This is a genomic window from Qipengyuania algicida (genome assembly GCF_009828025.1).
Lineage (GTDB): Bacteria > Pseudomonadota > Alphaproteobacteria > Sphingomonadales > Sphingomonadaceae > Qipengyuania > Qipengyuania algicida.
The window spans coordinates 18421-39194 of the sequence record NZ_WTYA01000015.1 but is presented as its reverse complement, the minus strand read 5'-3'; the positions used below and the strand labels follow the sequence as shown (position 1 = coordinate 39194).

Genomic DNA, 20774 nt, shown 5'->3' with positions numbered 1-20774 from the left:
ACAGGCCGGACACATGGGCGCCACGACCAGCCAGCGCAGTGCAGAAAAACCCTTGCCAACGGAGAGCCGTCCACACATGGTCGTGTCCTGACAGGCAGCTTTCAGGGAAAAAATGCGATTAGCTGCCGCGTCGGCTTTCGGCGCGTTCGTGCGACGCACTGGATGTCGTGAATTGGGGTGGGAACGCGAAGGGCAGATAATCGCCAGTGCCGCTCGGCTGATGCCCCTCAATCTGTTGTCGGCACATGTCCGCTGCGAATCCAGAACGGGATTTCCTTTGGGGCGCTCCCGAATGCCTGTTAGGGGCGCCCCCCATGCTTACTATCGACAACATCACCGTGCGGCTTGGCGGTCGGCCCATTCTCGAACGCGCCAGTGCAACCGTGCCGGTGGGCGCGCGCGTCGGGCTGATTGGCCGCAACGGCGCGGGCAAGTCGACTCTGATGAAGGCGCTGATCGGCGAGATCGAGCCCGATGACGGTGAAATCAGCAAGCCGGCCCGCGCCCGGATCGGCTACATCGCCCAGGAGGCCCCCAGTGGTTCGATGACGCCTGAGGAGGTCGTGTTGGCCTCCGCCACCGAACGCGCGGCTTTGCTGGCGGAGCTGGAAACCTGCACCGACATGGACCGGATGGGAGATGTGCACGAGCGCCTGCTTGCCATCGACGCCTACAGTGCACCCGCACGCGCGGCGAAGATCCTCAACGGGCTGGGCTTCGATGAGGAAATGCAGCAACGCCCGGTTGATAGCTTCTCCGGCGGCTGGAAAATGCGCATCGCCCTTGGCGCGCTGCTCTTTTCCGAGCCTGACATCCTGTTGCTCGACGAGCCATCGAACCACCTCGACCTCGAAGCGACGCTGTGGCTGGAGAACTTCCTCAAGTCCTATCCTGCCACGCTGGTCGTGATCAGCCACGAACGCGACCTGCTGAACAAGGTGGTCGACCACATTCTGCACCTGCAAGGCGGGCAACTGACACTCTATCCGGGCGGCTATGACGCCTTCGAAAAGCAGCGCGCCGAACGCGCCGCGCAGCTTGCCGCAGCCAAGGCATCGCAGGAGGCACAGGTCGCGCGACTGCGCGATTACGTCGCTCGCAACTCAGCGCGAGCCTCGACCGCGAAACAGGCGCAGTCACGCGCCAAGATGCTCGCCAAGATGCAGCCGATCGCTGCGCTGATGGAAGATCCGACGCTGAGCTTCGATTTCCCCGATCCGGCCGAAATGAAATCGCCGATGATTACGCTGGAGCACGCGGCAGTCGGATACGGCGACGCTCCTCCGATCCTCAAGCGGCTGAATTTCCGCATCGAGGCCGATGATCGCATCGCCTTGCTGGGCCGCAACGGTAATGGCAAGACCACGCTAGCGCGGCTGCTGGCCTCGCAACTGACTCCCGCCGAGGGAGAGGTCAACGCGCCCGGCAAGCTCAAGGTCGGATATTTCACACAGTATCAGGTGGAAGAACTGGCGGGCGAGGATACGCCGCTCGATCTGATGAACCGCGCGATGGAAGGGCAATCGCAAAGCGCGGTGCGCGCGCAATTGGGGCGGTTCGGTTTTTCGGGGCCGCGCGCCAACCAACGGGTCGACAAGCTCTCGGGCGGAGAACGCGCGCGATTGGCGCTGGCGCTGATCACTCGCGATGCGCCGCATCTGCTGATCCTCGATGAACCGACCAACCACTTGGATGTCGATGCGCGCGAAGCGCTGATCCAAGCACTGAACAACTATTCGGGCGCAGTCATTCTGATAAGCCACGATCGCCACATGGTCGAACTGACCTCTGACCGGCTGGTGCTGGTCGATGGCGGGACGGCGCGCGAATATGACGGCAGCATGGATGATTACATCGACTTCATCCTCGGCCGTAATCAGCCCAAGGGTGCGCGCAGCGACAAATCTTCCGGAGGCCGCAACACCAAGGTCGCAGGCGACAAGCAAAAGGCGAAGTCCGCATTCGAAAAGGCGGAGACGACCATTGCACGCTTGTCGGCTGACCTCGATCAGCTCGATCGCAAAATCCTCGATCTCAGCAGCGATGCCGGCGCACAGGCGGGTGCGGTGATACAAAGCCTGCTCACAAAGAGATCAGCAGCCGCCAACGCTTTGGCCGAGGCGGAAGATGCATGGTTGGTAGCGGGATCCGTCCTTGAAACGATCCAGGCGTCCTGAGGCGGAGGAAAGCGTCCAATAATCATCGATTTTCGTATCGGGGTCGTGTCCTGACAGGCTGGTTTCAGGCTAAAATCGTGAAAAACTGCCGTGGACGTGAACGAATGACCGCTAACGGCGATGCAACTGAATTGCTGGAACGACGAGAATTAGGGTGGAGAGCAGACTTTCCACCGCTACGACGTCAGGTGCTAATCGCCTTCCCATCCAAATACATCTTCCAAACCGACATTGAACAGTCGCGCAATGCGAAAGCTGGTTTCAAGGCTGGGGGAATAGCGCCCCTGTTCAATGGCGATGATTGTGTGGCGCGTGACCCCCACCGCCTCGCCCAGCGCGGCCTGGCTCATCTGGCCGTGTTTCTCGCGCAAGCTCCGCACGCGGTTGGTGATTGGCGGGCGCTTACCCATTCTCCCGCTCCATCAGATCGTGCGCCGGAATAGGAAAACTTGGAATAGGTATTCGGCCAACTGGGCGACGATTAGCGCGCCAACGATGGCATGGACCAGTAGGGTGGCGCTCCACCCGCCAATATACATGCTAATGGCGGCAATGACGCCAAGGCCGAGCACGATGCCCGACCAGTGACCCGCACGGTCCATCACGATCCGCTCGCGCTCGTCAGCGCGTGCGTTAGCTTCTCTCGGTGAAAGAAATGCGAGAACCGCTTGCGCGATAATCGACAGCACGATCACAGGGAGCACATAGGGGATAAGGAGGCCGATGACCGGAGCCTGCGGGGCCGCGGCGACCAGTTGAGCATACCAAACGCCGGTGACGAGCATTATCGCCCCCATAACCCAAGCAGATTTTTCCCTGAAAGACATAGTAAGCACCTCCTATGCGATGTAGAATATCTTCTACATAGGAGATCTTCGAGCAGATGTCGAATATTTTCTACATGATCCGCCGGGCGCCCTGGTCATCGCCCGAATCCTGCCGGCGTTGGCCCCTTTTGGGTGCCCATAGACTGATAACGAAAGTTCACAATCCGGTCGGACCGAGCTAGACCGCTATGGCGCCAATGTTGGGGGTAGCTGCCTATCCCTCATGAATGCGCAAGAACTTAGCCAAGCGGTATTAGACAGTGCAATTTGTGATCTGTTTTGTCTCGTCGGGGGTCAGTCTCCCAAACATGTGAATGGAGAGCACATTCTTTCCGTCATGCTTTTCAATGACGAGACGTGGACTGTTGCGCTGGTTGACGTAGGTCTTAAGATGGTAGCCATTGCCTGAACGCGTAGTTATCTGGACCAGACAATATTTTTTAAAGAATGCGTTCACAGCTGGGCAGTCCAAAATAACTGCCTGGCTTCTTTGAGTTTGCCTTTCTAGGCGCAGCGGAGGGTCGACCTCATTTGGGTGAACAGTTTCAACCCAGATCGCTGTAAGAACCGTAAGCCCAAGAACTATCGAAAGTGGAGCAGCGCGGAGCATTTACCTATGCTGACCCATCTCAATAGCTTCCACAAGTAGGTCGTGCCCGGTAAGACCGCTTTCGCGCAAAAATGCAATAAGCTGCCGTGTCAGCAATCGGGAGGCGGCCCGACTTGGCGCTATGACCGTTTTTGGGTCCCTAGCGGAATTTCCGCTCCTAGGGGCAAAAGCCACAAAAGCGAACACTCAATGCCATTTCCGAATGTGTCCTCGTGGCCTAGCCGGGCGCGATAAGCGCCGCACGTTGCCAAGCGGGAAGGGTGGCGGGGTCGAGGTCGTCCACCCGCAAGTGGTCGACCGCCAGGCCAAGGCCGGGATAAGCTGCCTTGCGCCGCTTCTCCTCCGACTTCGCCAGCGGGACCACGGCCAACCGCCGGTTGACCTTCTGCCTCCAGTTCATCCGCGCGGTGTTTTCCTGACCGATGTAGCACCCCTTGTCGAACGCGACGCCGTGCAACTCGACCGCATTGGTTTCCAGCCAGAGGATATCGCCCAGCTCCGCGCGTCCTTCGGGCACGCCGAGCGAAAGGCGATGCGCGCGCCATTCTTCGTCCGCGCTTTCGTCGGCGGGATCGACCGGGGCCAGCCAACGCTCGCCCAGATCCGCAAGTCTCGGGTCGGCCGCGCCGCCGTCACCCGCTTCCTTGCGCCAATGGACGCCCACCTCCGGATCGACGGCAATCGCGATCTTGCGGCGCAGACGGTAGAGAGACAGGCGCTTGGCCAGATCCTCTGCCGCATCGCCCTCGCAGTCGAGCAGGATTTGGCCGTCTCCAGCCGGCCAGACGATAAAGTCGAACAGCGTCTTGCCTTGTGGCGTTAGCAGTGCGGCATAGGCGGGCAGGGTTTTCGAGACATCGTTGGTAACGAGGCCCTGGAGGAACCCACGCACATCCTCGGACCCGTCTTGGGATGACAAGCGGACGATAGCGCGACTGAACAGGCGGGATGCGGTCATGGGTCTCAAGCTGGGGAATTTGGCGCCGTGGTCAAGGGCGCCCCTGTCCTACATCGGTCCTACAGTCTAAGGCGGGTCGGAATGATCGCCGGACTGCGCGGTTTACCGCGAAAAATGCCATCGATTGCAGGATGGCGTTTTTCGCCCTGAACCTTGTTCCATGTGTTCCAGATTGTAGGACAGACTTACGTCACATGACCCGAATCACCATCCGCCGCCCCGACGACATGCATCTCCATTTCCGCGATGGCGCGACGATGCGCGCGGTGGTGCCGTTCACCGCCCACCAATTCGCCCGCGCGATAGTGATGCCGAACCTCGCCCCGCCAGTGACGACGTCGGCGATGGCGGCGGATTATCGGGAACGGATCATGGCGGCGGTGCCCAAGGGCGGCGCATTCACGCCGTTGATGACGCTTTATCTGACCGACAGTACGGGTGCTGACGATCTTGCCGCCGGGCATGAGCGAGGCATCGTCACTGCGGCCAAGCTCTATCCGGCGGGCGCGACCACCAATTCGGCGAGCGGCGTGACCGATGTCGCCAATATCATGGGCGTGCTGGAGCGAATGGCCGCGATCGGGATGCCTTTGTGCGTTCACGGCGAAGTGACTTCAGCCGATATCGATATCTTCGACCGTGAGGCGGTGTTTATCGAGCGGGTGATGGCCCCGCTGGTCGAGCGCCTGCCGGAGCTGAAAGTGATCTTCGAGCACGTCACAACCGAAGACGCAGTGGCATTCGTCCAAGGCGCCGGGGTGAATGTCGCGGCGACGATCACGCCGCAGCATCTCCACATCAACCGCAACGCCATGCTGGTCGGCGGGATCAGGCCGCATATGTACTGCCTGCCGGTCGCCAAACGCGAGAAACATCGTCTGGCGCTCCGCCAAGCGGCGACTTCGGGCAGCGCGAAGTTCTTTCTCGGGACCGACAGCGCGCCGCATCATCGGCACACCAAGGAAACGGCCTGCGGCTGCGCGGGCATTTTCAACGCACCCTATGCGCTCGAAAGCTATCTGACGGTGTTCGAGGAAAAGGGGGCACTCGACCGCTTCGAAGGCTTCGCCTCGGAGCATGGCGCGCGTTTCTATGGCCTGCCGCTCAACGAGGGCACGGTGACGCTCGAGAAGACGGGTGTGGAGATTGCGGCAGAAGTGAGTGGCGGCGAAGCGCCTATAGTGCCGTTCCACGCTGGCGGGACGCTGCCTTGGCGGCTCGCGAACGCCTGACGAGATCCCAGGCGAACACGCTCACGGCCAGCCAGATGAAGCCGAAGGAGATCGCCTGCACCCGATGCAGGGGTTGGTGGAACACCGTCAGCCCGAGGATGAACACGATCGTCGGCGCGAGGAACTGGATAAAGCCGAGCGTCGAATAGGGCAGTTTGCGCGCCGCGATCGCGAACATCGTCAAAGGCAAGGCGGTAAGGATGCCGCCAAGCACGATCGACGCGCTGAGGCCGGGTGAGACAAGGAACGCCGAACCCCGGTTCGCCCCGTACCACAGCACGATCACGAAAGAGGGTAACTGCAGCAGCATCGCTTCGATCGTGAGGCCGGGAACAGCGCCCACCGGAACCTGCTTGCGCAGCAGGCCATAGGTGCCAAAACTCAGCGCCAGCGCCAGGCTGATCCACAAGGTGGTGATCGCCTCGCCCGCCAGCACCGCCACGCCGCAAGACGCCAGCGCCACCGCGACCCATTGCGCGCGGGTGAGTCGTTCGCCCAGTATGAGCGTGCCCAGCAGCACGTTGACCAGCGGATTGATGTAATAGCCGAGGCTGGCGGCATAGACCTGATCCTGCTGGATCGCCCAGACATAGACGAACCAGTTCACCGAAATCAGCGCTGCGCTGCCCAGCAACCAGCGCAGGATATACCAGTCCGTCAGAGCCGCGCGAAGATCGGGCCCCTGGCGACGAATGGCAATGATGATGAGACAGATCGGCAGCAGCCAGATGATTCGCCACGCGACGAATTCGAAGGCCGGCACGCTGCGCACGAGAATCAGGTAAAGCGGGAGGAAACCCCAGATGAGATAGGCACCGATGGCCGAAGCGAGACCTTCGCGATCGGAGTGTGGGATCTCCTTCGTCATGGCGGAGGCCGCTATTCGTTCGTGATCGCAAGGGCAAGCGCTCGCTTCGTCGCATCCAGAAGCACGGTTTGTCGCAAAACCGTAATCTGACCGCCGGTTGCATTCTGTTCAGCTTGGATGCTCTAAACATGAACCATCAAACGAGCACAGCAATCAAGGAGTGCTACCATGACTATCTCGCTCAAGACCGCCGCATTAGCGCTGGCGACCGGCGGACTCGCCCTGGCGAGCCCGGTAGCCGCACAGAGTTTCGGCAACGAATATGCCCCGCAGGCAACGGCTTATGGCCAGATGACGTTCGACCACAGCCGTCACGGCCATCATCGCCATGAATATCGCGGACGCGGCCATGATCGCGACGACTACCGCGGCCGCTATTACAACAATTATCGCCAGACGTATTACGGTGAACCCGTCCATCGCAACACGCGCGTGTGGCGCGGCGACGATGGCCGGTATTATTGCCGCCGGTCCAACGGGACTACCGGCCTGATCATCGGCGCCGCTGGCGGCGCATTGCTCGGCCGCGAAGTCGCAGGACGCCGGGGTGACCGGACGCTGGGAGCCATTCTCGGCGGCGCGGCTGGCGCACTGCTCGGCAAGAGCCTCGATAGCGGAGTGCATTGCCGCTGACCTGAAATAAGAGCTTCGGCCGCGCCCACCCGCGGTCGTAAGCGCGGCTTCCACCGAGCCGTGGAGGGCGTCGTCACCGCTTGCTGAAGGGCGGGGGCGGCGCCTTCAAACCTGTCCGCGTTACTTTTCCGCCAAGCCGACCCCAACATTGGCGCGCGGCTGGTCCACCTGGGTGCTGGCGACCGGGTATGCACAGTAATCCGCGGCGTAAAATGCCGCCGCGCGATGGTTGCCGGACAAACCGACACCTCCGAATGGAGCAGCGGAGGAAGCGCCATTGGTAGGCCGGTTCCAGTTGACGATACCCGCCCTGACATTGCTCCAGAAATGCTGGTAATCTTCTGGAGAACCCCCGATCAGCGATGCCGAAAGGCCATATCGAGTAGCATTCGCTTCGGTGATGGCGGCATCGAGATCGGGCACGCGGATTACCTGAAGCAACGGGCCGAACAGTTCGATATCGGGCCGTTCGTCCATTTCTGTCACATCAAGCATACCGGGCATGAGGAACGGGAGATCCTCATGCGGGCGACGCATGTGCAGGACCGGCTTGCCGCCCCGGCTCATCAGCGCGAGGAAGCTCTCGCTCAGCAAATCGGCGGTGTCATTGTCGATCACGGGTCCCATGAACGGCTGGGGATCGGCGAAGGGTTCATCGACGATCAGGCGCTCGGCAAGCTTTTGCACCGCAGGAACGATATGGTCGTACATCGAATCGGTGACGACCAGCCGCCGCGCCGCAGTGCATCGTTGTCCGGCCGTGGTGAAAGCGGACTGGATGATCAGTGCCGCCGCATCCTCGATTAACGGCGTGTCGACCACCACAATGGGATTGTTGCCGCCCATCTCCAGTGCAACGATCTTGGCGGGGTTGGTCGCGAGCTTGCGATTGATGGCAATGCCCGCACGCGCCGATCCGGTGAACAGCACCCCATCCACATCTTCATGGTCGACCAGCGCCTTGCCTTCTTCAGGCCCGCCGATCAGACATTGTACGACATCGTCAGGAATCTTGGCCGTGTGGAAGCATTTGACCAGGAACTCGCCGACGGCCGGGGTTTTCTCACTCGGTTTGAATACAACCGTATTGCCCGCGATCAGGGCGGGGACGATGTGGCCGTTGGGCAGGTGCGCGGGGAAATTGTAGGGGCCGAGCACAGCCATCACGCCGTGCGGCTTGTGGCGGACCGATGCGGTGCCCTGGAGCGCGCTGTCGAGCTTCTTGCTGCCGGTCCGCTCGGCATAGGCGTTGATCGAGATTTCGACCTTGCCGATCACCGCTTCCACTTCAGTGCGTGCTTCCCACAAGGGCTTGCCGGTTTCGCGTGCGATCAATTCGGCAAAAGGATCGGCCTGTTTGCGCACCGCGTTGGCGAAACGACGCACCAATTCCATCCGTCGCGCAAGCGGTTCATTCGCCCAGCGTGGCGCGGCGGCGCGGGCACGGCTCACCAGATCATCGACATTGCCATGCGCGCCGCGCCACAATTCCTCTCCGGTTGCGGGTTGGATCGAGATTAGTTCTTCTGACACTCTATGATTTCCTGCATTTCCGCCGCTGCTCTGACGCCTTGCGGCTATGGCGTCAATTCGACTGTTCGGCTTGTCCAGCCGGTATGGGCGCGTTTCCAAGTGCCTGACCCATCGCGCGAACAGCTTCGATCTTGGACTCAAGCATGGTCCAGTCGTCGGTTTCAGCGATAGAGGACCAGATCGCCTCGACCTCTTCGATCAGCATCGTCTGTGGCGCATCGCCGGCCCAATAGGGGTGATCGCCCGGCAAGCATTTACGCCCTTCAATCGCCTTTGCCAGCGCGCCTTCTGCATTGCGACCACCGCGATGGCTGAAAAAGAAACGGTCGGGTTGCGCTTGCGACGCTGTGAGTTGCGCCTCGCTCGCGGCAACGAGCTGCTGGTCGGCTTCCGCGCCGAGACTTTCGACGCCCAGCCGCCAGCACCACCGCCGCCCGACAGCCGCCATGTAGAGCGGGCCGAAGCGTTCAAGCGCGGCAATCAGGGGAGCGGCATCGCACAACAAGCGTAATGCGACCGCGAATTGCCCGCAATTCCAGTGCAATGCCTCCGGCTGGCGACCGAAAGCATACAGGCCGGCATGGTCGAAATAGGCGGCGGTGAAACCCGGATCCCAGCGCGGCAGGAAGCGCCATGGGCCATAGTCGAAGCTTTCTCCGCTGACGTTCATATTGTCGGTGTTGAGCACGCCATGGACGAAGCCTGCGATCATCCAGCTGGCTGCCAGATCGGCCAAGCGTTCGACCAGCTGGTGCATCAGCTGGACGGCTGGTTCGTCACGACTGGGTGCATCCTCTGGTACAGGCGGACCGGGAAACTGTTCGAGGCAGTAATCGACCAGCTTTTGCATATGATCGCGCTCCTCGAGCGCAAGCAGCCGCTGGAAAGTGCCGATACGAATATGCCCGTGGCTCAACCGGGTCAGAACTGCAGAGCGGGTGGGGGACGGCTCGTCCCCGCGCCAAAGCTGCTCGCCGGTTTCGATCACGGCGAATGTCTTGGAGGTGTTGACGCCGAGCGCTTCGAGCATTTCGGTCGCGAGGATTTCTCGCACCGCGCCCTTCAACGTCAGCCGCCCATCGCCCGCGCGACTCCACGGAGTTTGACCCGAGCCCTTGGTGCCGAAATCGAGCAGTCGTCCGTCGCCATCGCGCAGTTGCGCGAATAGGAAGCCACGCCCGTCGCCGATTTCCGGATTGTATACGCGGAACTGGTGACCGTGATAACGCAAGGCCAACGGTTGGGGCAGGTTGGCGGGTAGCGGATCGAATCTCCCGAAATGGTCGATCCAGCCATCGTCCGGCAAATCGCCGAGCCCTACTGTTGGTGCCCACCGGCGATTGGCGAAGCGCAGTTTCGTTTCGGGAAAGCCGGCCGAGCGCACCGGATCGGCCAGCCATGGTGCCAGGGCGCTGATGGGCGTATCCGCACAGTAGCTCGCCGCTTGCGGTTCTTCACGCATGTCGTCAATAGTGGGGCCCGCAGCCGGATGGCGCAAGGGGCGCGGCCCGGTCGGCTTCCCTTCGATACTAAACAGGACGTTCGATACCCTTTCCCATGGATACGATGTTTTCCGACAAGAGCTGGGAAAGTGCAGATGGGCTCACGCTGCATTTCCGCGATTATCCGGGCGACGAAATGCGCCCTGCCGTGCTGTGCCTGCATGGCCTGACGCGCAACGCGCGCGATTTCGAGGATCTGGCGGCGCATGTCGCAGGGCAGGGCTGGCGGGTGATCGTGCCTGACATGCGCGGGCGCGGTGAAAGCGAGTATTCCTCCGACAGCGCGACCTATGCGCTGCCCAACTATATCGACGATCTGACGCGTTTGCTCGAGCAGGAAGGCATCGAGCGGGTGGTTGCGATCGGCACTTCGATGGGCGGGCTGATGATCATGCTGCTCGCCGCCCAGCGGCCGGAGCTGTTTGCTGCGGTGGTGCTCAACGATGTTGGGCCGGTCGTCGAAGACGAGGGGCTGGACCGGATTCGCAGCTATGTCGGGCAGGGGCGCAATTTCCCGACCTGGGTTCACGGCGCGCGCGCGCTGGCGGAACTGCACGGCGAAGCGCATCCCAATTTTGCGCTCGACGACTGGCTGACCATGGCCAAGCGGACGCTGACAGTGTGCAGCAATGGGCGGATTGCGTTTGACTACGATATGAAAATCGCCGAGCCGATTCTGAGTGCAGAAGCCACAGCTTCGCCGGAGGAAAGTGTGGCTCCCGATCTCTGGCCGATGATCGATGCGCTGGCCGACAAGCCATCGGTTCTGGTCCGTGGTGCCTTGTCCAATATCCTTTCACCAGCGACACTCGAACGGATGCAGCAGGCGCTCCCCCGGGCGCGAGTAATAAATGTTCCACACACTGGCCACGCTCCGACGCTCGACGAACCGGAAGTGCGCGTCGCGATCGATCTGCTGCTGCAGGAGGTTTCGTGAGCGCCCGGCACGTGGTGCCCAAGCGCATCCTCCATCTTCACGGAAACTTCGACCGCACTTCTGCCGCCCGGCGCAGTGTCGATGTGATCAACGGACTCGGGTCGGGCTTTGGTCATGCGATCGTTTCCGGCGACAATATCGGCGGCGGGATCGATAGCGTAAACGATGACATCATCGCCACGCGCGTGGTCGGGTTCACCCGTATGGGCGGCGCGCCAACGCCGGGTAAATTGCAGCGGATCGCCCGCGATATGCGTGGGTACGACCTCGTATGCACTTATGGCAGCGGGGCCATGAACGCTGCCCTTGCGCACACGCTGTTCGCCGATCTGCACGGGCTTCCACCGCTGATTCATCATGAAGATGGGGCAGAGGGTGTGCCGTACATGCCCTCGCGGCGGCAGGTCTGGCTGCGTCGCATCGGGTTGGGCCGTGCAGCCGGGCTGGTCGTCGTGAACGAGGAGCTGGAAGAGCTGGCGCTGACTGCCTGGCAGCAGCCAATCGGACGTGTGAAGCATATCCCTGACGGGATCGAACCGCCCAAGCGCCGCAAGCCACCCAAGAGTGATGCCTTGTCGCGTCTGCTCAAGCGACCGGGTGAGCTATGGGTCGGGAATTGCAGTGAATTCCTCCCGCGAAACAATCTGCCGATGCTGGTGCGGGCATTTGCCGAACTTGCCGACAATTGGCACTTGGTGCTGCTCGGCGATGGACCGGATCGCGCGCGGGTCGAAGAGGAGGTCGATCGGCTGGGGATCAATCATCGCGTTCATATTCGCCCTGCACCCGAGCGGCTGGAAGCGGTTTTGGGCCTGTTCGAAATCTACGCGCTGGCCGGGCCTGTGTCGTCCGATTATCCGCCGCGCCTGTTGTCGATCATCGCATCGGGAGTGCCGCTGGCTGGTGCTGCGCTCGGTTCGTCAGCGGACTTTGTATCGCCCGATAATGCGGCTTTCGTTTTTCCCGAAGGCAATGTCGAGGAACTGGCGCAATCCCTTGTCGGGCTGTCGTTCGATGAGCGTCTGCGCAAGTCGGTCGGCGAGGCCAATCGCGCGGAGATAGCCGGACGGCTGTCGCGTGAGCGCATGATCGCGTCATACAAGCGGCTCTATAGCAGCGCGATCGATCGCGGGCCGACCGTTGTGCGATAGCAGTCGCAGCGCGTTTCATCGCCCGTTCACCCGGATGGGGACAGTCACAGGCCAAACGCAGCCAGACCATTGAACTCGCGCGGTGGTCCGCCTAGAGACGCGCGCACATCGTCAACCAAGAACGGATACCGCCACCAGTGGCCTTGCCGACCCGACCCAAGCCCCCCTCCCGCGAAGATATTCTGGCGCGCCGCCGTGCGGCAGAGGAAGAAGCCCTGCTGAGGGAAGTCGACGATGCCGTCCGGCAGGACGATTTGGTCGAATTCGGTCGCCGTTTCGGGGTGCCGATTGCGATATTGGTGGTGCTGCTCATCGCTGCCTTTGGCGGGTATCTCTACTGGCAACATCGCCAGAACGTCGAACTTGAGAAGAACAGCGAGCAGATCGTGACTGCGCTCGACCAGGCGCAGGCCAATAATATGCAGCAGGCGGATGCCGATCTGGCGCCCGTCATCAAGGACGGATCGCCCGCTGCTCGCTCCACAGCCAGATTGCTCTCGGCTGCTTTGGCCGTCGAAAACAGCAAGCCCGACGAGGCGGTGAAGACGCTTGCCGGGATCGTCGCCGATCCCAAGGCTCCGCAACCCATGCGCGACCTCGCACTGGTTCGTAAGGTGACCTTGCAGTTCGACACTATGGACAAGTCAAAGGTGATCAGCACGCTGTCGCAGCTTGCCGTTCCGGGTAATCCCTATTTCGGCAGCGCAGGCGAACTGACTGCCATGGCCTATCTCGAACAGGGCAAGAAGCAGGAAGCGGGCAAGATGTTCGCGGCGATTGCCAAGGACAAGGATGTGGCCGAATCGATCAGGTCGCGCTCGCGCCAGATGGCCGGTGTGCTGGGCGTCGATGCAATCGTCGATCCGCAGAAACTCCTCGCGCAACAGAGCGGCGTTTCCGCCGGTGCGCCCGCAGAAGGCGCGCCCCCGCCGGGCGCAGAATAACCCATCAATAGCTGGAAAGATCGCTGAATGACGCGCCACACTACAAAACGGATGCTGGTGGTTGGACTGGCAAGCGCGCTCGCGCTGAGCCTAACGGCCTGCGCCGGAGGGCCATTCGGCAGCAAGGGCAAGCGCACCACACCGACGCTTGGCGAGCGCACTCCGATCCTTTCGCATATCGACAACGCGGTCGAGGCCGATGCCTCGCTGGCCAACGTCCCGGTCACGCTCCCTCCTGCTGCGGTCAACAAGGAGTGGGCGCAGCCGGGTGGTTCGCCGAGCAAGACCTACGGGCATCTGGCTCTGTCCGCGACCCCGCAGCGCATTTGGACCGCAAGGATTCCCGGCGCTACGGATCGTGTGCGGTTGGCGGCAGCCCCGGTAATCGGCGACGGCCGGCTTTACGTGGTCGACACCGATGGCGCGGTCCATGCTTTCGATGCCGCGACCGGCGCATCTATCTGGGTTCACCCCACCGATGTGCCGAAGAACCTGATCAAAGCCGGATTTGGTGGCGGAGTGAGCTACGATTCGGGTCACGTCTACGCGACAGACGGCGTGGGTGACGTAATGGCGATCGACGCCAAGACCGGTGCCACGATCTGGACCGTCAAACCCGCCGGTCCGCTGCGCGGCGCGCCGACGGTGGCTTTCGGTGCGGTCTATGTGATGACGCAGGACAACCAGATCTTCGCGCTCGACGAGAACACCGGCAAGAACCAGTGGCAGGAAACCGCCTCGACCACGCAGGCGGGTGTGTTCGGCGTCGCCGCTCCGGCAGCCGGGCAGGGCACAATCATTGCCGGTTACAGTTCAGGTGAGCTGGTTGCCTATCGTTACGAGAACGGTCGGACCTTGTGGTCGGACGCGCTGGCACGGACCAGTATCTCGACGCAGGTTGGCGCACTGACGGATATCGATGCCGACCCGATCATCGACAGCGGACGTGTCTATGCGCTCGGGCAGGGCGGACGCATGGCTGCCTATGAGCTGGTTACCGGTCAGCGGATCTGGGAACTGGGCCTGGCCGGCATTTCCACGCCAGCAGTGGTTGGCGAATGGATCTTTACCCTGACCGACAGCGCGCGGATGCTCGCCATTGCTCGCGCCACCGGCAAGGTACGCTGGGTCAGCCAGCTCAACGAGTATCGCAAACCCAAGAAGAAGGACGATCCGATCTTCTGGAAGGGCCCGGTACTCGCGGGCAACAAGCTATGGGTCGTGAACACGCTGGGCCAGATATGGACCGTGAACCCGCAAGACGGGCAGGCAACGCAATACACCGACCTCAAGGCTTCGGTCAGCCTCGGCCCGGTGGTCGCCAACGATACGCTTTATGTGCTGGACGACAGCGGAAGGATCACTGCCTTCCGCTGATTGCGAACCCCTCTTTCAGAGTGGTTTGCCGTCATCGGTGTTGAAGATGGTCAACTCGCTCGAAATGGGCGAGTTGGCTTTCAACACTTCGCGAAACGCCTGCATGTGTTCGGACTTGCCATGCGCGTCCAGCGCAGCACCGTCACGCCACCTTTCGCATAACAGCAGGACTTGCGGGTCGGACAAATCTTGCGCGAAGGTGTACATCAGGCACCCGTCTTCTGCGCGGCTTTTCTCCATCATCGTCACCAGCGCTTCGCGCGCATCGTCGAGCTTGTCCCTGTCGATGCGGATCGTTCCGTTGATCTGGATCATGCTGTCTCTCTCCGTTCAGAAACTGTATTTGTAGACGCGCTTGATATCGCCGCCCCATTCGCCGTGGTATTTGTCCAGCAGGCGTTGCGCGGGCACCTTTCCGCTGGTCACGATTTCCTCGAGCGTATCGAGGAAGCCGGTTTCGTTGTCGCCGCTGGCGTTGAGGCGCGCGCGCGCGGTCAGGCCGGAACGTGCAATGGACAAGACTTCGCGGGCGATATCCTTGAGCTTGCCGCCACCGGGGATAGGCGCGTCGAGGGCCAGCTTCGGGACGGCGTTGCGCAGCGCCTCGCGCTCTTCCATCGACCAGTGCTTGACGACATCCCACGAGGCGTCGAGCGCCGTTTGATCGTAAAGCAGCCCGACCCACAGAGCGGGCAGGGCACAAATGCGGCTCCATGGCCCACCGTCCGCACCGCGCATTTCCAGGAAGCTCTTGAGCCGAACCTCCGGGAAAGCGGTGGAGAGATGATCGACCCAATCGCCCTCGCGCGGCAGTTCGCCGGGGAGGGCAGGAAGTTCGCCTTTCAGGAAATCGCGAAAGCTCTGGCCCGCCGCATCGATGTATTTGCCGTCACGGAAGACGAAATACATCGGCACGTCGAGCATGTAGTCGACATAGCGATCATAACCGAAGCCATCTTCGAACACGAAGGGCAGCATCCCCGTGCGATGCGGATCGGTGTCCGACCAGATATGGCTGCGGTAGGAGAGGTAGCCGTTGGGCTTGCCTTCGGTGAAGGGTGAATTGGCGAACAGCGCGGTGGCGAGCGGTTGCAGCGCCAGCCCGACCTTGAACTTCTGCGCCATGTCGGCTTCGCTCGAATAGTCGAGATTGACCTGAATGGTGCAGGTGCGCAGCATCATGTCGAGGCCGAGTGAGCCCACGCGCGGCATGTGCCGCAGCATGATGTCATAGCGCCCCTTGGGCATGATCGGCAGTTCGTAGCGCGTTTTGTCCGGCCACATACCGAGGCCGAGGAAACCGACCCCGCAGCATTCGCCGATCGCCTTGACTTGTTCCAGGTGTCGCCCGGTTTCGGCGCAGGTCTGGTGCAGGTTTTCAAGCGGCGCGCCGGACAGTTCGAGCTGGCCCGCGGGCTCGAGACTGACGGTGCCATCCTCCCCGCGCATGGCGATGACCTTACCGCCTTCTTCGACCGGCTCCCACCCGAACTGGCGCAGGTTCATCAGCAGGTCGTGGATGCCGCAAGGCTCGTCATAGGCAGGCGCGTGGAAGTCGTCGCGCTTATAGACGAGCTTTTCGTGCTCGGTGCCGATACGCCAGCGATCCTTGGATTTCTCGCCTCCGATCATCGGGGCGAGCAGCTGGTCGCGGCTCTCGATCAGTGGATCTTCGGCCAGGGAAACGTCGCGTGTGCTCATGGCGCGTTGCGTTAGGCAACGCATCGCGCTCACGCCAGAGAATTGTTCCAGTCGCCCGCAAAGCTCATCCATATCGCGGTCGCTGCGATCGACGCGGTTTCGCCGCGCAGGATGCGCGGGCCGAGGGTGATGGCGCGCGCTTGCGGGAGAGCGCGGATAGCGTCGCGCTCGGCATCGTCGAAGCCGCCTTCCGGGCCGATCAACAGCGCTGCGGGTCGCCCGCGTTCCGCAAGGAACACCTCGCTGGCCGGTTCGCCGCCGAGTTCGTCGGCAAAGAACAGGCAGCGATCCTCCGGCCAGTCGCGCAGCAGGGTGTCGAGGCTTTCGGGAGCGGCGATTTCGGGCAAAGCCGTGCGCGCGCATTGTTCGGCAGCTTCGGTGACGATCGTTCGCGCGCGTTCGGGATTGAGTTTGTCGGCGACGCAGCGTCGGGTGATCACTGGCATGATCTGCGCTACGCCCAGCTCGCACGCCTTCTCCAGCACCAGATCGAATCGATCCTTCTTCAGCAGTGCCGGGCAGAGCCAGAAGTCGGGCACGCTTTCACGTTCCCGCAAGCGATCCCGTGGGGCGAGCTGAACATGGCGCTTGCCCACCTCAACCACCTCGCACGCCCATTCGCCGGTGATATCGTCGCACACGATCACCGCATCGCCTGTCGCGATCCTCATGACCCGGTTGAGATAATGCGCCTGATTGCCCTCGATCTGCAGTATCGCGCCCTCGACTATCTCCTGCTCGACGAACAGTCGTGGCGCAGAGCGCGGCGGCCAGGCGGGGGTTGCAGGCATGGCTAGGCAGGTGGCACGCAGCGCCCTAGGGAGCAAGACATGAACGAGACAATCGTCCCCGACAGCCAGCATCGCGGCATCGTTGCACGTCTGCCGCAGGTTCCGCGCGATCTCGCCCAGCTGGCCCGGTTCGACCGCCCGATCGGCTGGTGGCTGCTGTTCTGGCCTTGCGCATGGGGGGTGTGGCTGGCGGGAGGAGGCTTGCAGCTGGAACTGGTCCTGTGGCTGCTGGTCGGTGCCATCGCAATGCGCGGGGCGGGCTGCGTCTATAACGACATCGTCGATGCCGATCTCGACCGAAAGGTGGCCCGAACAGCCAGTCGCCCGGTCGCCAGCGGACGAATTTCAAAAAAGCTCGCGTGGAGCTGGTTACTCACTTTGTGCGTCATCGGCCTTGCTGTCCTCCTGCAATTGCGTGTCCTTTCGGCAGTCGTGGCACTGGCCAGCTTGGCGCTCGTCGCGGCCTATCCCTTCATGAAGCGCATCACATGGTGGCCGCAGGCGTGGCTCGGGCTGGTGTTTACATGGGGGCTGCTGGTTGGCTGGACTGAAATTCGCGGCGACTACTGGGCTGTGCTTGCCGCGATGTATGCGGGCGCGGTGTGCTGGGTGATCGGATACGACACGATCTATGCCTTGCAGGACCGCGAGGACGATGCGCTGGTCGGCATTCGCTCTTCCGCACTGCGCATGGGCAGGCATGTGCGCGGCGGGGTTACGCTGTTTTACACCGCTGCCATGGCGCTGTGGGCGCTGGCGTTCTGGCTCTATCGCCCCGACTGGATCGCGCTGCTGACGCTGCTGCCCGCCGCATTGCACCTGCTGTGGCAAGTCGCGACGCTCGATCCGACCGACCCGGCCAATCCGCTCGAACGGTTCCGCTCGAATCGCATGGCCGGGCTCCTGATCGCCGCCGCCTGTTTCGTGGTCGGCAACGCGGGACGCTGACAGGCTGGGGACAAAACAGCCCCACCTACCTGCATCGACTTGAGCGACTCGTACCCGGGCGACTAGCTTCAAGCCCATGACCGACACCTTCTCCGCGCTATCGGACCCGACCCGCAGGGTTCTCCTCGACAGGCTCAGCGCAGAGGGCGGTTTGACCCTTACCGAACTGGGCGAAGGGCTGCCGATGACGCGGCAAGCGGTCGCCAAGCACCTCGCCGTGCTCGAAGCAGCCGAACTGGTTGCGAGCCGCCGCGAAGGGCGTTGCAAGCGGCATTATCTCAACCCGTTGCCGCTGGCCAAGATGGCGCGCCGCTGGCTGGCGCGGTTCGAGGATGTTCCACTGAGCACGATTTCGGGCTTTTCGGGTGCGCGCTCAGTCTCGCGCTTGGGGCAGGGCCGAACATCGGCTGGCGCAATATCGGCTCATTCATAGCTGACGATCTCCCACTCGATTCCATCCCAGTCGAAGAAATAGAACCGCCGCCCCGGCTCGTAATCGCCGTGGTTCATCGTCTCGAGCCCGGCATCGAGGATGATGCGTTCGGCAGCATCCAGATCGGTGACGACGATCCCGACATGGTTGAGCGGCGCTCCCTTGGCAAAATCGCCTTGCACTGAAGGGTGGGTGTAGATCGCGACATAATCGTCCTGTCCGCCAAGGTGGATCGTGTGGCCGCCGGCAAGCGCGGGACCTTCCCAGCGGCGCTCCCAGCCGGTGATGGCTTCGAGAAGACGGGCGATCCGCTCGGGATCGGTGACCGAAATATTGACGTGTTCGAGCCTTGCTGTGGGCATCTGTGCCTCCTGTTGTGAATCGGATCCACAGGACAATGCAACCTCAAGCTAACTTGAGGTCAAGGGCTTTTTTCGATACTGCCGCTGCGATGAAATCGAGCGACCTTCTGACCATCGGCGAGCTCGCCCGCCGTACCGGGCTCAGCGTTTCGGCGATCCGCTATTACGAGGAGCGCGGTCTGGTCGAAGCCTGGCGCACGTCGGGCAACCAGCGCCGCTTCCCGCGCGCGGACATCCGCCGGCTGAGCTTCGTGCTGATTGCGCAGAAACTGGGGCTGACGCTGGAGGAGATCGAGCAGGCGCTTGGCAGCCTGCCGCAAGGCCGCACGCCCAATGCCAGTGACTGGAGCCGGATCAGCACCACGATCCGCCAGCGCATCGACGCCCAGATTGCCGCGCTGGAGAAAGTGCGCGAAGACCTCGACGGTTGCATCGGCTGCGGCTGTCTGAGCCTGAAGAAATGCGCGCTCTACAACGCGGGCGATAAATGGGGCGAGGGAGGTGCGGGGCCTAGGGTGTTGCGGTGATAAAAAAATCGCTGACCGGAATTACGCCATAGAACACTCGCGCTTCGGGACTACTACCGTTGGGACCATCCGGGCTTGCGTATCTATTTGAACGGTGTTCCTATTCACGAGAAATGTTGCCAGCTTCATTGAAGCGTAACCAAGGATGCTTCCGGCAACTAGATCGCAGATGTAATGGCTGCCTATGGGGAGTGCGGTAAATATCACCATTGCGTTCAGGAGTATTCCGGGAAACGCGAGGTAACGGAACTTGCTCCAGTTCATGATGAGAATCACAGCTGTGACGGCATGGAAGCTTGGAAAACTAATCAAGCCGTTGATTTCGTGCATACTTAATTCGTGAACGGCACCACTTTTAAGATGTTGCAGTATTTCAGGAAACTCAAACGGCATCGCAACCAGTAAGTCTGGCACAGACTCTCTTGCTATCCCGTAATGAATGTACCCACCTTCGGCCGGCATCAACGTAAAAATTAGCAACGCACCAATCAACGCTATACCACCAGCGGCAACTATCGCCTTCATTTCACGAACTCTGCCGAATCCAGATAAGATTAAAAAAAGTAATGGAACTTGAAAGTTTTCACTTACGTAGATATAATTTAATGTTCTAAATATAGTTGGGTGTGTTGAAAGCCAATGGACTATTTCGGGCCAACTGATGAAAGGCATCAAGAAGTGGTCCGCTTGCGCCAACGTCGCATCGGCGTATGCCCCTGTAAACGGTGCGATGGCTGCGGTCGCCATAGCCCCTTGCAATCCTAAAACTGTCATGAGGCAAGACGCTTCGGGAAAGTATACGAACGGCAAGTTAGGTCTGGCGAGTCGAAGCGCAAAACCAAGCATCCATAGAATGCCTAAAACAGCCATCAATCTCGTCATGGGGCCAGAGGCATAGCCATTTGGGAAAGTAAAGGATGCGCTCAAATTTATCAGCATAAAGCCAAGTATCATACCGAGAACGTATCGCTCGTTCTCTAGCAGCGCCTCAAATCGATTAACGATTTCCGTTGTGCAGAGTGGCGTTTCTGCTGCGACTGAAGTTTTATGACCGAGCATCATAGTTCCCAATTTTCGGATCGCTGCGACACGATGCGGTTCCGATCATTGAGCTGTTCTCACGATCAGTGATCTGAAAATACTACGGAAACTATTACTATTGAGTTGCAAAGGATGAAATGAACGCAATTCAACTTCGAGAAGCAATAATTTCCGAATCCGTTCGCGATCAAAGAGACTGCGATTGCTTTCGGCGCATCACAT

21 protein-coding genes are annotated in these 20774 nt (G+C 61.1%); 10 read left to right on the top strand and 11 right to left on the bottom strand.

All coding sequences use genetic code 11. From position 1 onward, the window contains the following. The first annotated feature begins 314 nt into the window (after nt 1-314). Complete coding sequence (locus GRI58_RS14790) at nt 315-2177, top strand: ABC-F family ATP-binding cassette domain-containing protein (protein WP_160754384.1); 1863 nt, start codon at nt 315-317, stop codon at nt 2175-2177. Between the two features lie 191 nt (nt 2178-2368). On the opposite strand, the gene GRI58_RS14785 is transcribed toward GRI58_RS14790, so the two are convergent. The 3 genes from GRI58_RS14785 to ygfZ form a co-directional block, all read right to left on the bottom strand. Next, the gene (locus tag GRI58_RS14785) at nt 2369-2587 is read right to left on the bottom strand and encodes a helix-turn-helix transcriptional regulator (RefSeq protein WP_160754383.1); all 219 of its coding nucleotides are present in this window, start codon (nt 2585-2587) and stop codon (nt 2369-2371) included. Between the two features lie 12 nt (nt 2588-2599). Next, nucleotides 2600-2962 carry a hypothetical protein gene (locus GRI58_RS14780; protein WP_237452346.1) on the bottom strand — a complete coding sequence of 121 codons (363 nt, stop codon included), beginning with the start codon at nt 2960-2962 and terminating at the stop codon, nt 2600-2602. A gap of 869 nt (nt 2963-3831) precedes the next feature. Further along, entirely contained in the window at nt 3832-4572 is a 741-nt protein-coding gene (ygfZ, locus tag GRI58_RS14775; protein ID WP_160754382.1) for a CAF17-like 4Fe-4S cluster assembly/insertion protein YgfZ, read from the bottom strand. A gap of 194 nt (nt 4573-4766) precedes the next feature. Between ygfZ and pyrC the strand changes: the two genes are divergently transcribed. Then, entirely contained in the window at nt 4767-5804 is a 1038-nt protein-coding gene (gene pyrC / locus GRI58_RS14770) for a dihydroorotase (protein WP_160754381.1), read from the top strand. Here pyrC and rarD read toward each other — a convergent pair. Next, nucleotides 5749-6672, bottom strand: a complete 924-nt coding sequence (gene rarD, locus GRI58_RS14765; RefSeq protein ID WP_160754380.1) for an EamA family transporter RarD — start codon at nt 6670-6672, stop codon at nt 5749-5751. The genes pyrC and rarD overlap by 56 nt on opposite strands. A 168-nt stretch (nt 6673-6840) precedes the next feature. Between rarD and GRI58_RS14760 the strand changes: the two genes are divergently transcribed. Further along, nucleotides 6841-7305: a glycine zipper 2TM domain-containing protein gene (locus tag GRI58_RS14760; RefSeq protein WP_160754379.1), complete on the top strand. Its 465-nt coding sequence runs from the start codon at nt 6841-6843 to the stop codon at nt 7303-7305. Nucleotides 7306-7425: 120 nt separating this feature from the next. Here the strand turns inward: GRI58_RS14760 and astD are convergent, their stop codons facing one another. Continuing rightward, entirely contained in the window at nt 7426-8838 is a 1413-nt protein-coding gene (gene astD, locus GRI58_RS14755; RefSeq protein WP_160754378.1) for a succinylglutamate-semialdehyde dehydrogenase, read from the bottom strand. A gap of 52 nt (nt 8839-8890) precedes the next feature. Continuing rightward, entirely contained in the window at nt 8891-10300 is a 1410-nt protein-coding gene (locus GRI58_RS14750) for a protein adenylyltransferase SelO family protein (RefSeq protein WP_160754377.1), read from the bottom strand. Between the two features lie 95 nt (nt 10301-10395). Between GRI58_RS14750 and GRI58_RS14745 the strand changes: the two genes are divergently transcribed. From GRI58_RS14745 to GRI58_RS14730, 4 genes are all read left to right on the top strand, one after another. Next, the gene (locus tag GRI58_RS14745) at nt 10396-11277 is read left to right on the top strand and encodes an alpha/beta fold hydrolase (RefSeq protein WP_160754376.1); all 882 of its coding nucleotides are present in this window, start codon (nt 10396-10398) and stop codon (nt 11275-11277) included. Continuing rightward, nucleotides 11274-12428, top strand: coding sequence for a glycosyltransferase (locus GRI58_RS15740; RefSeq protein WP_160754375.1), 1155 nt, complete (start codon nt 11274-11276; stop codon nt 12426-12428). The genes GRI58_RS14745 and GRI58_RS15740 overlap by 4 nt, the downstream gene beginning before the upstream one ends. A gap of 137 nt (nt 12429-12565) precedes the next feature. Beyond that, entirely contained in the window at nt 12566-13372 is an 807-nt protein-coding gene (locus GRI58_RS14735; protein WP_160754374.1) for a tetratricopeptide repeat protein, read from the top strand. A gap of 27 nt (nt 13373-13399) precedes the next feature. Continuing rightward, nucleotides 13400-14749, top strand: coding sequence for an outer membrane protein assembly factor BamB family protein (locus tag GRI58_RS14730; RefSeq protein WP_160754373.1), 1350 nt, complete (start codon nt 13400-13402; stop codon nt 14747-14749). A 15-nt stretch (nt 14750-14764) separates the two neighbouring features. Here GRI58_RS14730 and GRI58_RS14725 read toward each other — a convergent pair whose 3' ends face one another. Genes GRI58_RS14725 through GRI58_RS14715 form a run of 3 tightly spaced genes read right to left on the bottom strand, consistent with a single transcriptional unit; the run spans nt 14765 to nt 17241 of the window. Continuing rightward, complete coding sequence (locus GRI58_RS14725) at nt 14765-15064, bottom strand: putative quinol monooxygenase (RefSeq protein ID WP_160754372.1); 300 nt, start codon at nt 15062-15064, stop codon at nt 14765-14767. A gap of 15 nt (nt 15065-15079) precedes the next feature. Continuing rightward, nucleotides 15080-16450 carry a glutamate--cysteine ligase gene (locus GRI58_RS14720; protein WP_160754371.1) on the bottom strand — a complete coding sequence of 457 codons (1371 nt, stop codon included), beginning with the start codon at nt 16448-16450 and terminating at the stop codon, nt 15080-15082. A gap of 29 nt (nt 16451-16479) precedes the next feature. Beyond that, complete coding sequence (locus tag GRI58_RS14715) at nt 16480-17241, bottom strand: 16S rRNA (uracil(1498)-N(3))-methyltransferase (protein ID WP_160754370.1); 762 nt, start codon at nt 17239-17241, stop codon at nt 16480-16482. Nucleotides 17242-17280: 39 nt separating this feature from the next. Here GRI58_RS14715 and ubiA point away from each other — a divergent pair, with 39 nt between their 5' ends. After that, nucleotides 17281-18189, top strand: a complete 909-nt coding sequence (ubiA, locus tag GRI58_RS14710; RefSeq protein WP_160754369.1) for a 4-hydroxybenzoate octaprenyltransferase — start codon at nt 17281-17283, stop codon at nt 18187-18189. 76 nt (nt 18190-18265) lie between these two features. Then, entirely contained in the window at nt 18266-18622 is a 357-nt protein-coding gene (locus GRI58_RS14705) for an ArsR/SmtB family transcription factor (protein WP_160754368.1), read from the top strand. On the opposite strand, the gene GRI58_RS14700 is transcribed toward GRI58_RS14705, so the two are convergent. Then, entirely contained in the window at nt 18613-18984 is a 372-nt protein-coding gene (locus GRI58_RS14700) for a VOC family protein (RefSeq protein WP_160754367.1), read from the bottom strand. The two genes, GRI58_RS14705 and GRI58_RS14700, sit on opposite strands and share 10 nt — an antisense overlap. 89 nt (nt 18985-19073) lie before the next feature. Between GRI58_RS14700 and soxR the strand changes: the two genes are divergently transcribed. Further along, nucleotides 19074-19511, top strand: a complete 438-nt coding sequence (gene soxR, locus GRI58_RS14695; protein ID WP_160754366.1) for a redox-sensitive transcriptional activator SoxR — start codon at nt 19074-19076, stop codon at nt 19509-19511. 21 nt (nt 19512-19532) lie between these two features. Here soxR and GRI58_RS14690 read toward each other — a convergent pair whose 3' ends face one another. Continuing rightward, nucleotides 19533-20573 carry a phosphatase PAP2 family protein gene (locus GRI58_RS14690; protein ID WP_160754365.1) on the bottom strand — a complete coding sequence of 347 codons (1041 nt, stop codon included), beginning with the start codon at nt 20571-20573 and terminating at the stop codon, nt 19533-19535. Between the last annotated feature and the right edge of the window lie 201 nt (nt 20574-20774).

What these genes read in the sequence shown, in the direction of transcription:
- GRI58_RS14790 (WP_160754384.1), top strand. Translation starts at nt 315, where the DNA reads ATGCTTACTATCGACAACATCACCGTGCGGCTTGGCGGTCGGCCCATT.
- GRI58_RS14785 (WP_160754383.1), bottom strand. Translation starts at nt 2,587, where the DNA reads ATGGGTAAGCGCCCGCCAATCACCAACCGCGTGCGGAGCTTGCGCGAG.
- GRI58_RS14780 (WP_237452346.1), bottom strand. Translation starts at nt 2,962, where the DNA reads ATGCTCGTCACCGGCGTTTGGTATGCTCAACTGGTCGCCGCGGCCCCG.
- ygfZ (WP_160754382.1), bottom strand. Translation starts at nt 4,572, where the DNA reads ATGACCGCATCCCGCCTGTTCAGTCGCGCTATCGTCCGCTTGTCATCC.
- pyrC (WP_160754381.1), top strand. Translation starts at nt 4,767, where the DNA reads ATGACCCGAATCACCATCCGCCGCCCCGACGACATGCATCTCCATTTC.
- rarD (WP_160754380.1), bottom strand. Translation starts at nt 6,672, where the DNA reads ATGACGAAGGAGATCCCACACTCCGATCGCGAAGGTCTCGCTTCGGCC.
- GRI58_RS14760 (WP_160754379.1), top strand. Translation starts at nt 6,841, where the DNA reads ATGACTATCTCGCTCAAGACCGCCGCATTAGCGCTGGCGACCGGCGGA.
- GRI58_RS14750 (WP_160754377.1), bottom strand. Translation starts at nt 10,300, where the DNA reads ATGCGTGAAGAACCGCAAGCGGCGAGCTACTGTGCGGATACGCCCATC.
- GRI58_RS14745 (WP_160754376.1), top strand. Translation starts at nt 10,396, where the DNA reads ATGGATACGATGTTTTCCGACAAGAGCTGGGAAAGTGCAGATGGGCTC.
- GRI58_RS14730 (WP_160754373.1), top strand. Translation starts at nt 13,400, where the DNA reads ATGACGCGCCACACTACAAAACGGATGCTGGTGGTTGGACTGGCAAGC.
- GRI58_RS14725 (WP_160754372.1), bottom strand. Translation starts at nt 15,064, where the DNA reads ATGATCCAGATCAACGGAACGATCCGCATCGACAGGGACAAGCTCGAC.
- GRI58_RS14720 (WP_160754371.1), bottom strand. Translation starts at nt 16,450, where the DNA reads ATGAGCACACGCGACGTTTCCCTGGCCGAAGATCCACTGATCGAGAGC.
- GRI58_RS14715 (WP_160754370.1), bottom strand. Translation starts at nt 17,241, where the DNA reads ATGCCTGCAACCCCCGCCTGGCCGCCGCGCTCTGCGCCACGACTGTTC.
- ubiA (WP_160754369.1), top strand. Translation starts at nt 17,281, where the DNA reads ATGAACGAGACAATCGTCCCCGACAGCCAGCATCGCGGCATCGTTGCA.
- GRI58_RS14705 (WP_160754368.1), top strand. Translation starts at nt 18,266, where the DNA reads ATGACCGACACCTTCTCCGCGCTATCGGACCCGACCCGCAGGGTTCTC.
- GRI58_RS14700 (WP_160754367.1), bottom strand. Translation starts at nt 18,984, where the DNA reads ATGCCCACAGCAAGGCTCGAACACGTCAATATTTCGGTCACCGATCCC.
- soxR (WP_160754366.1), top strand. Translation starts at nt 19,074, where the DNA reads ATGAAATCGAGCGACCTTCTGACCATCGGCGAGCTCGCCCGCCGTACC.
- GRI58_RS14690 (WP_160754365.1), bottom strand. Translation starts at nt 20,573, where the DNA reads ATGATGCTCGGTCATAAAACTTCAGTCGCAGCAGAAACGCCACTCTGC.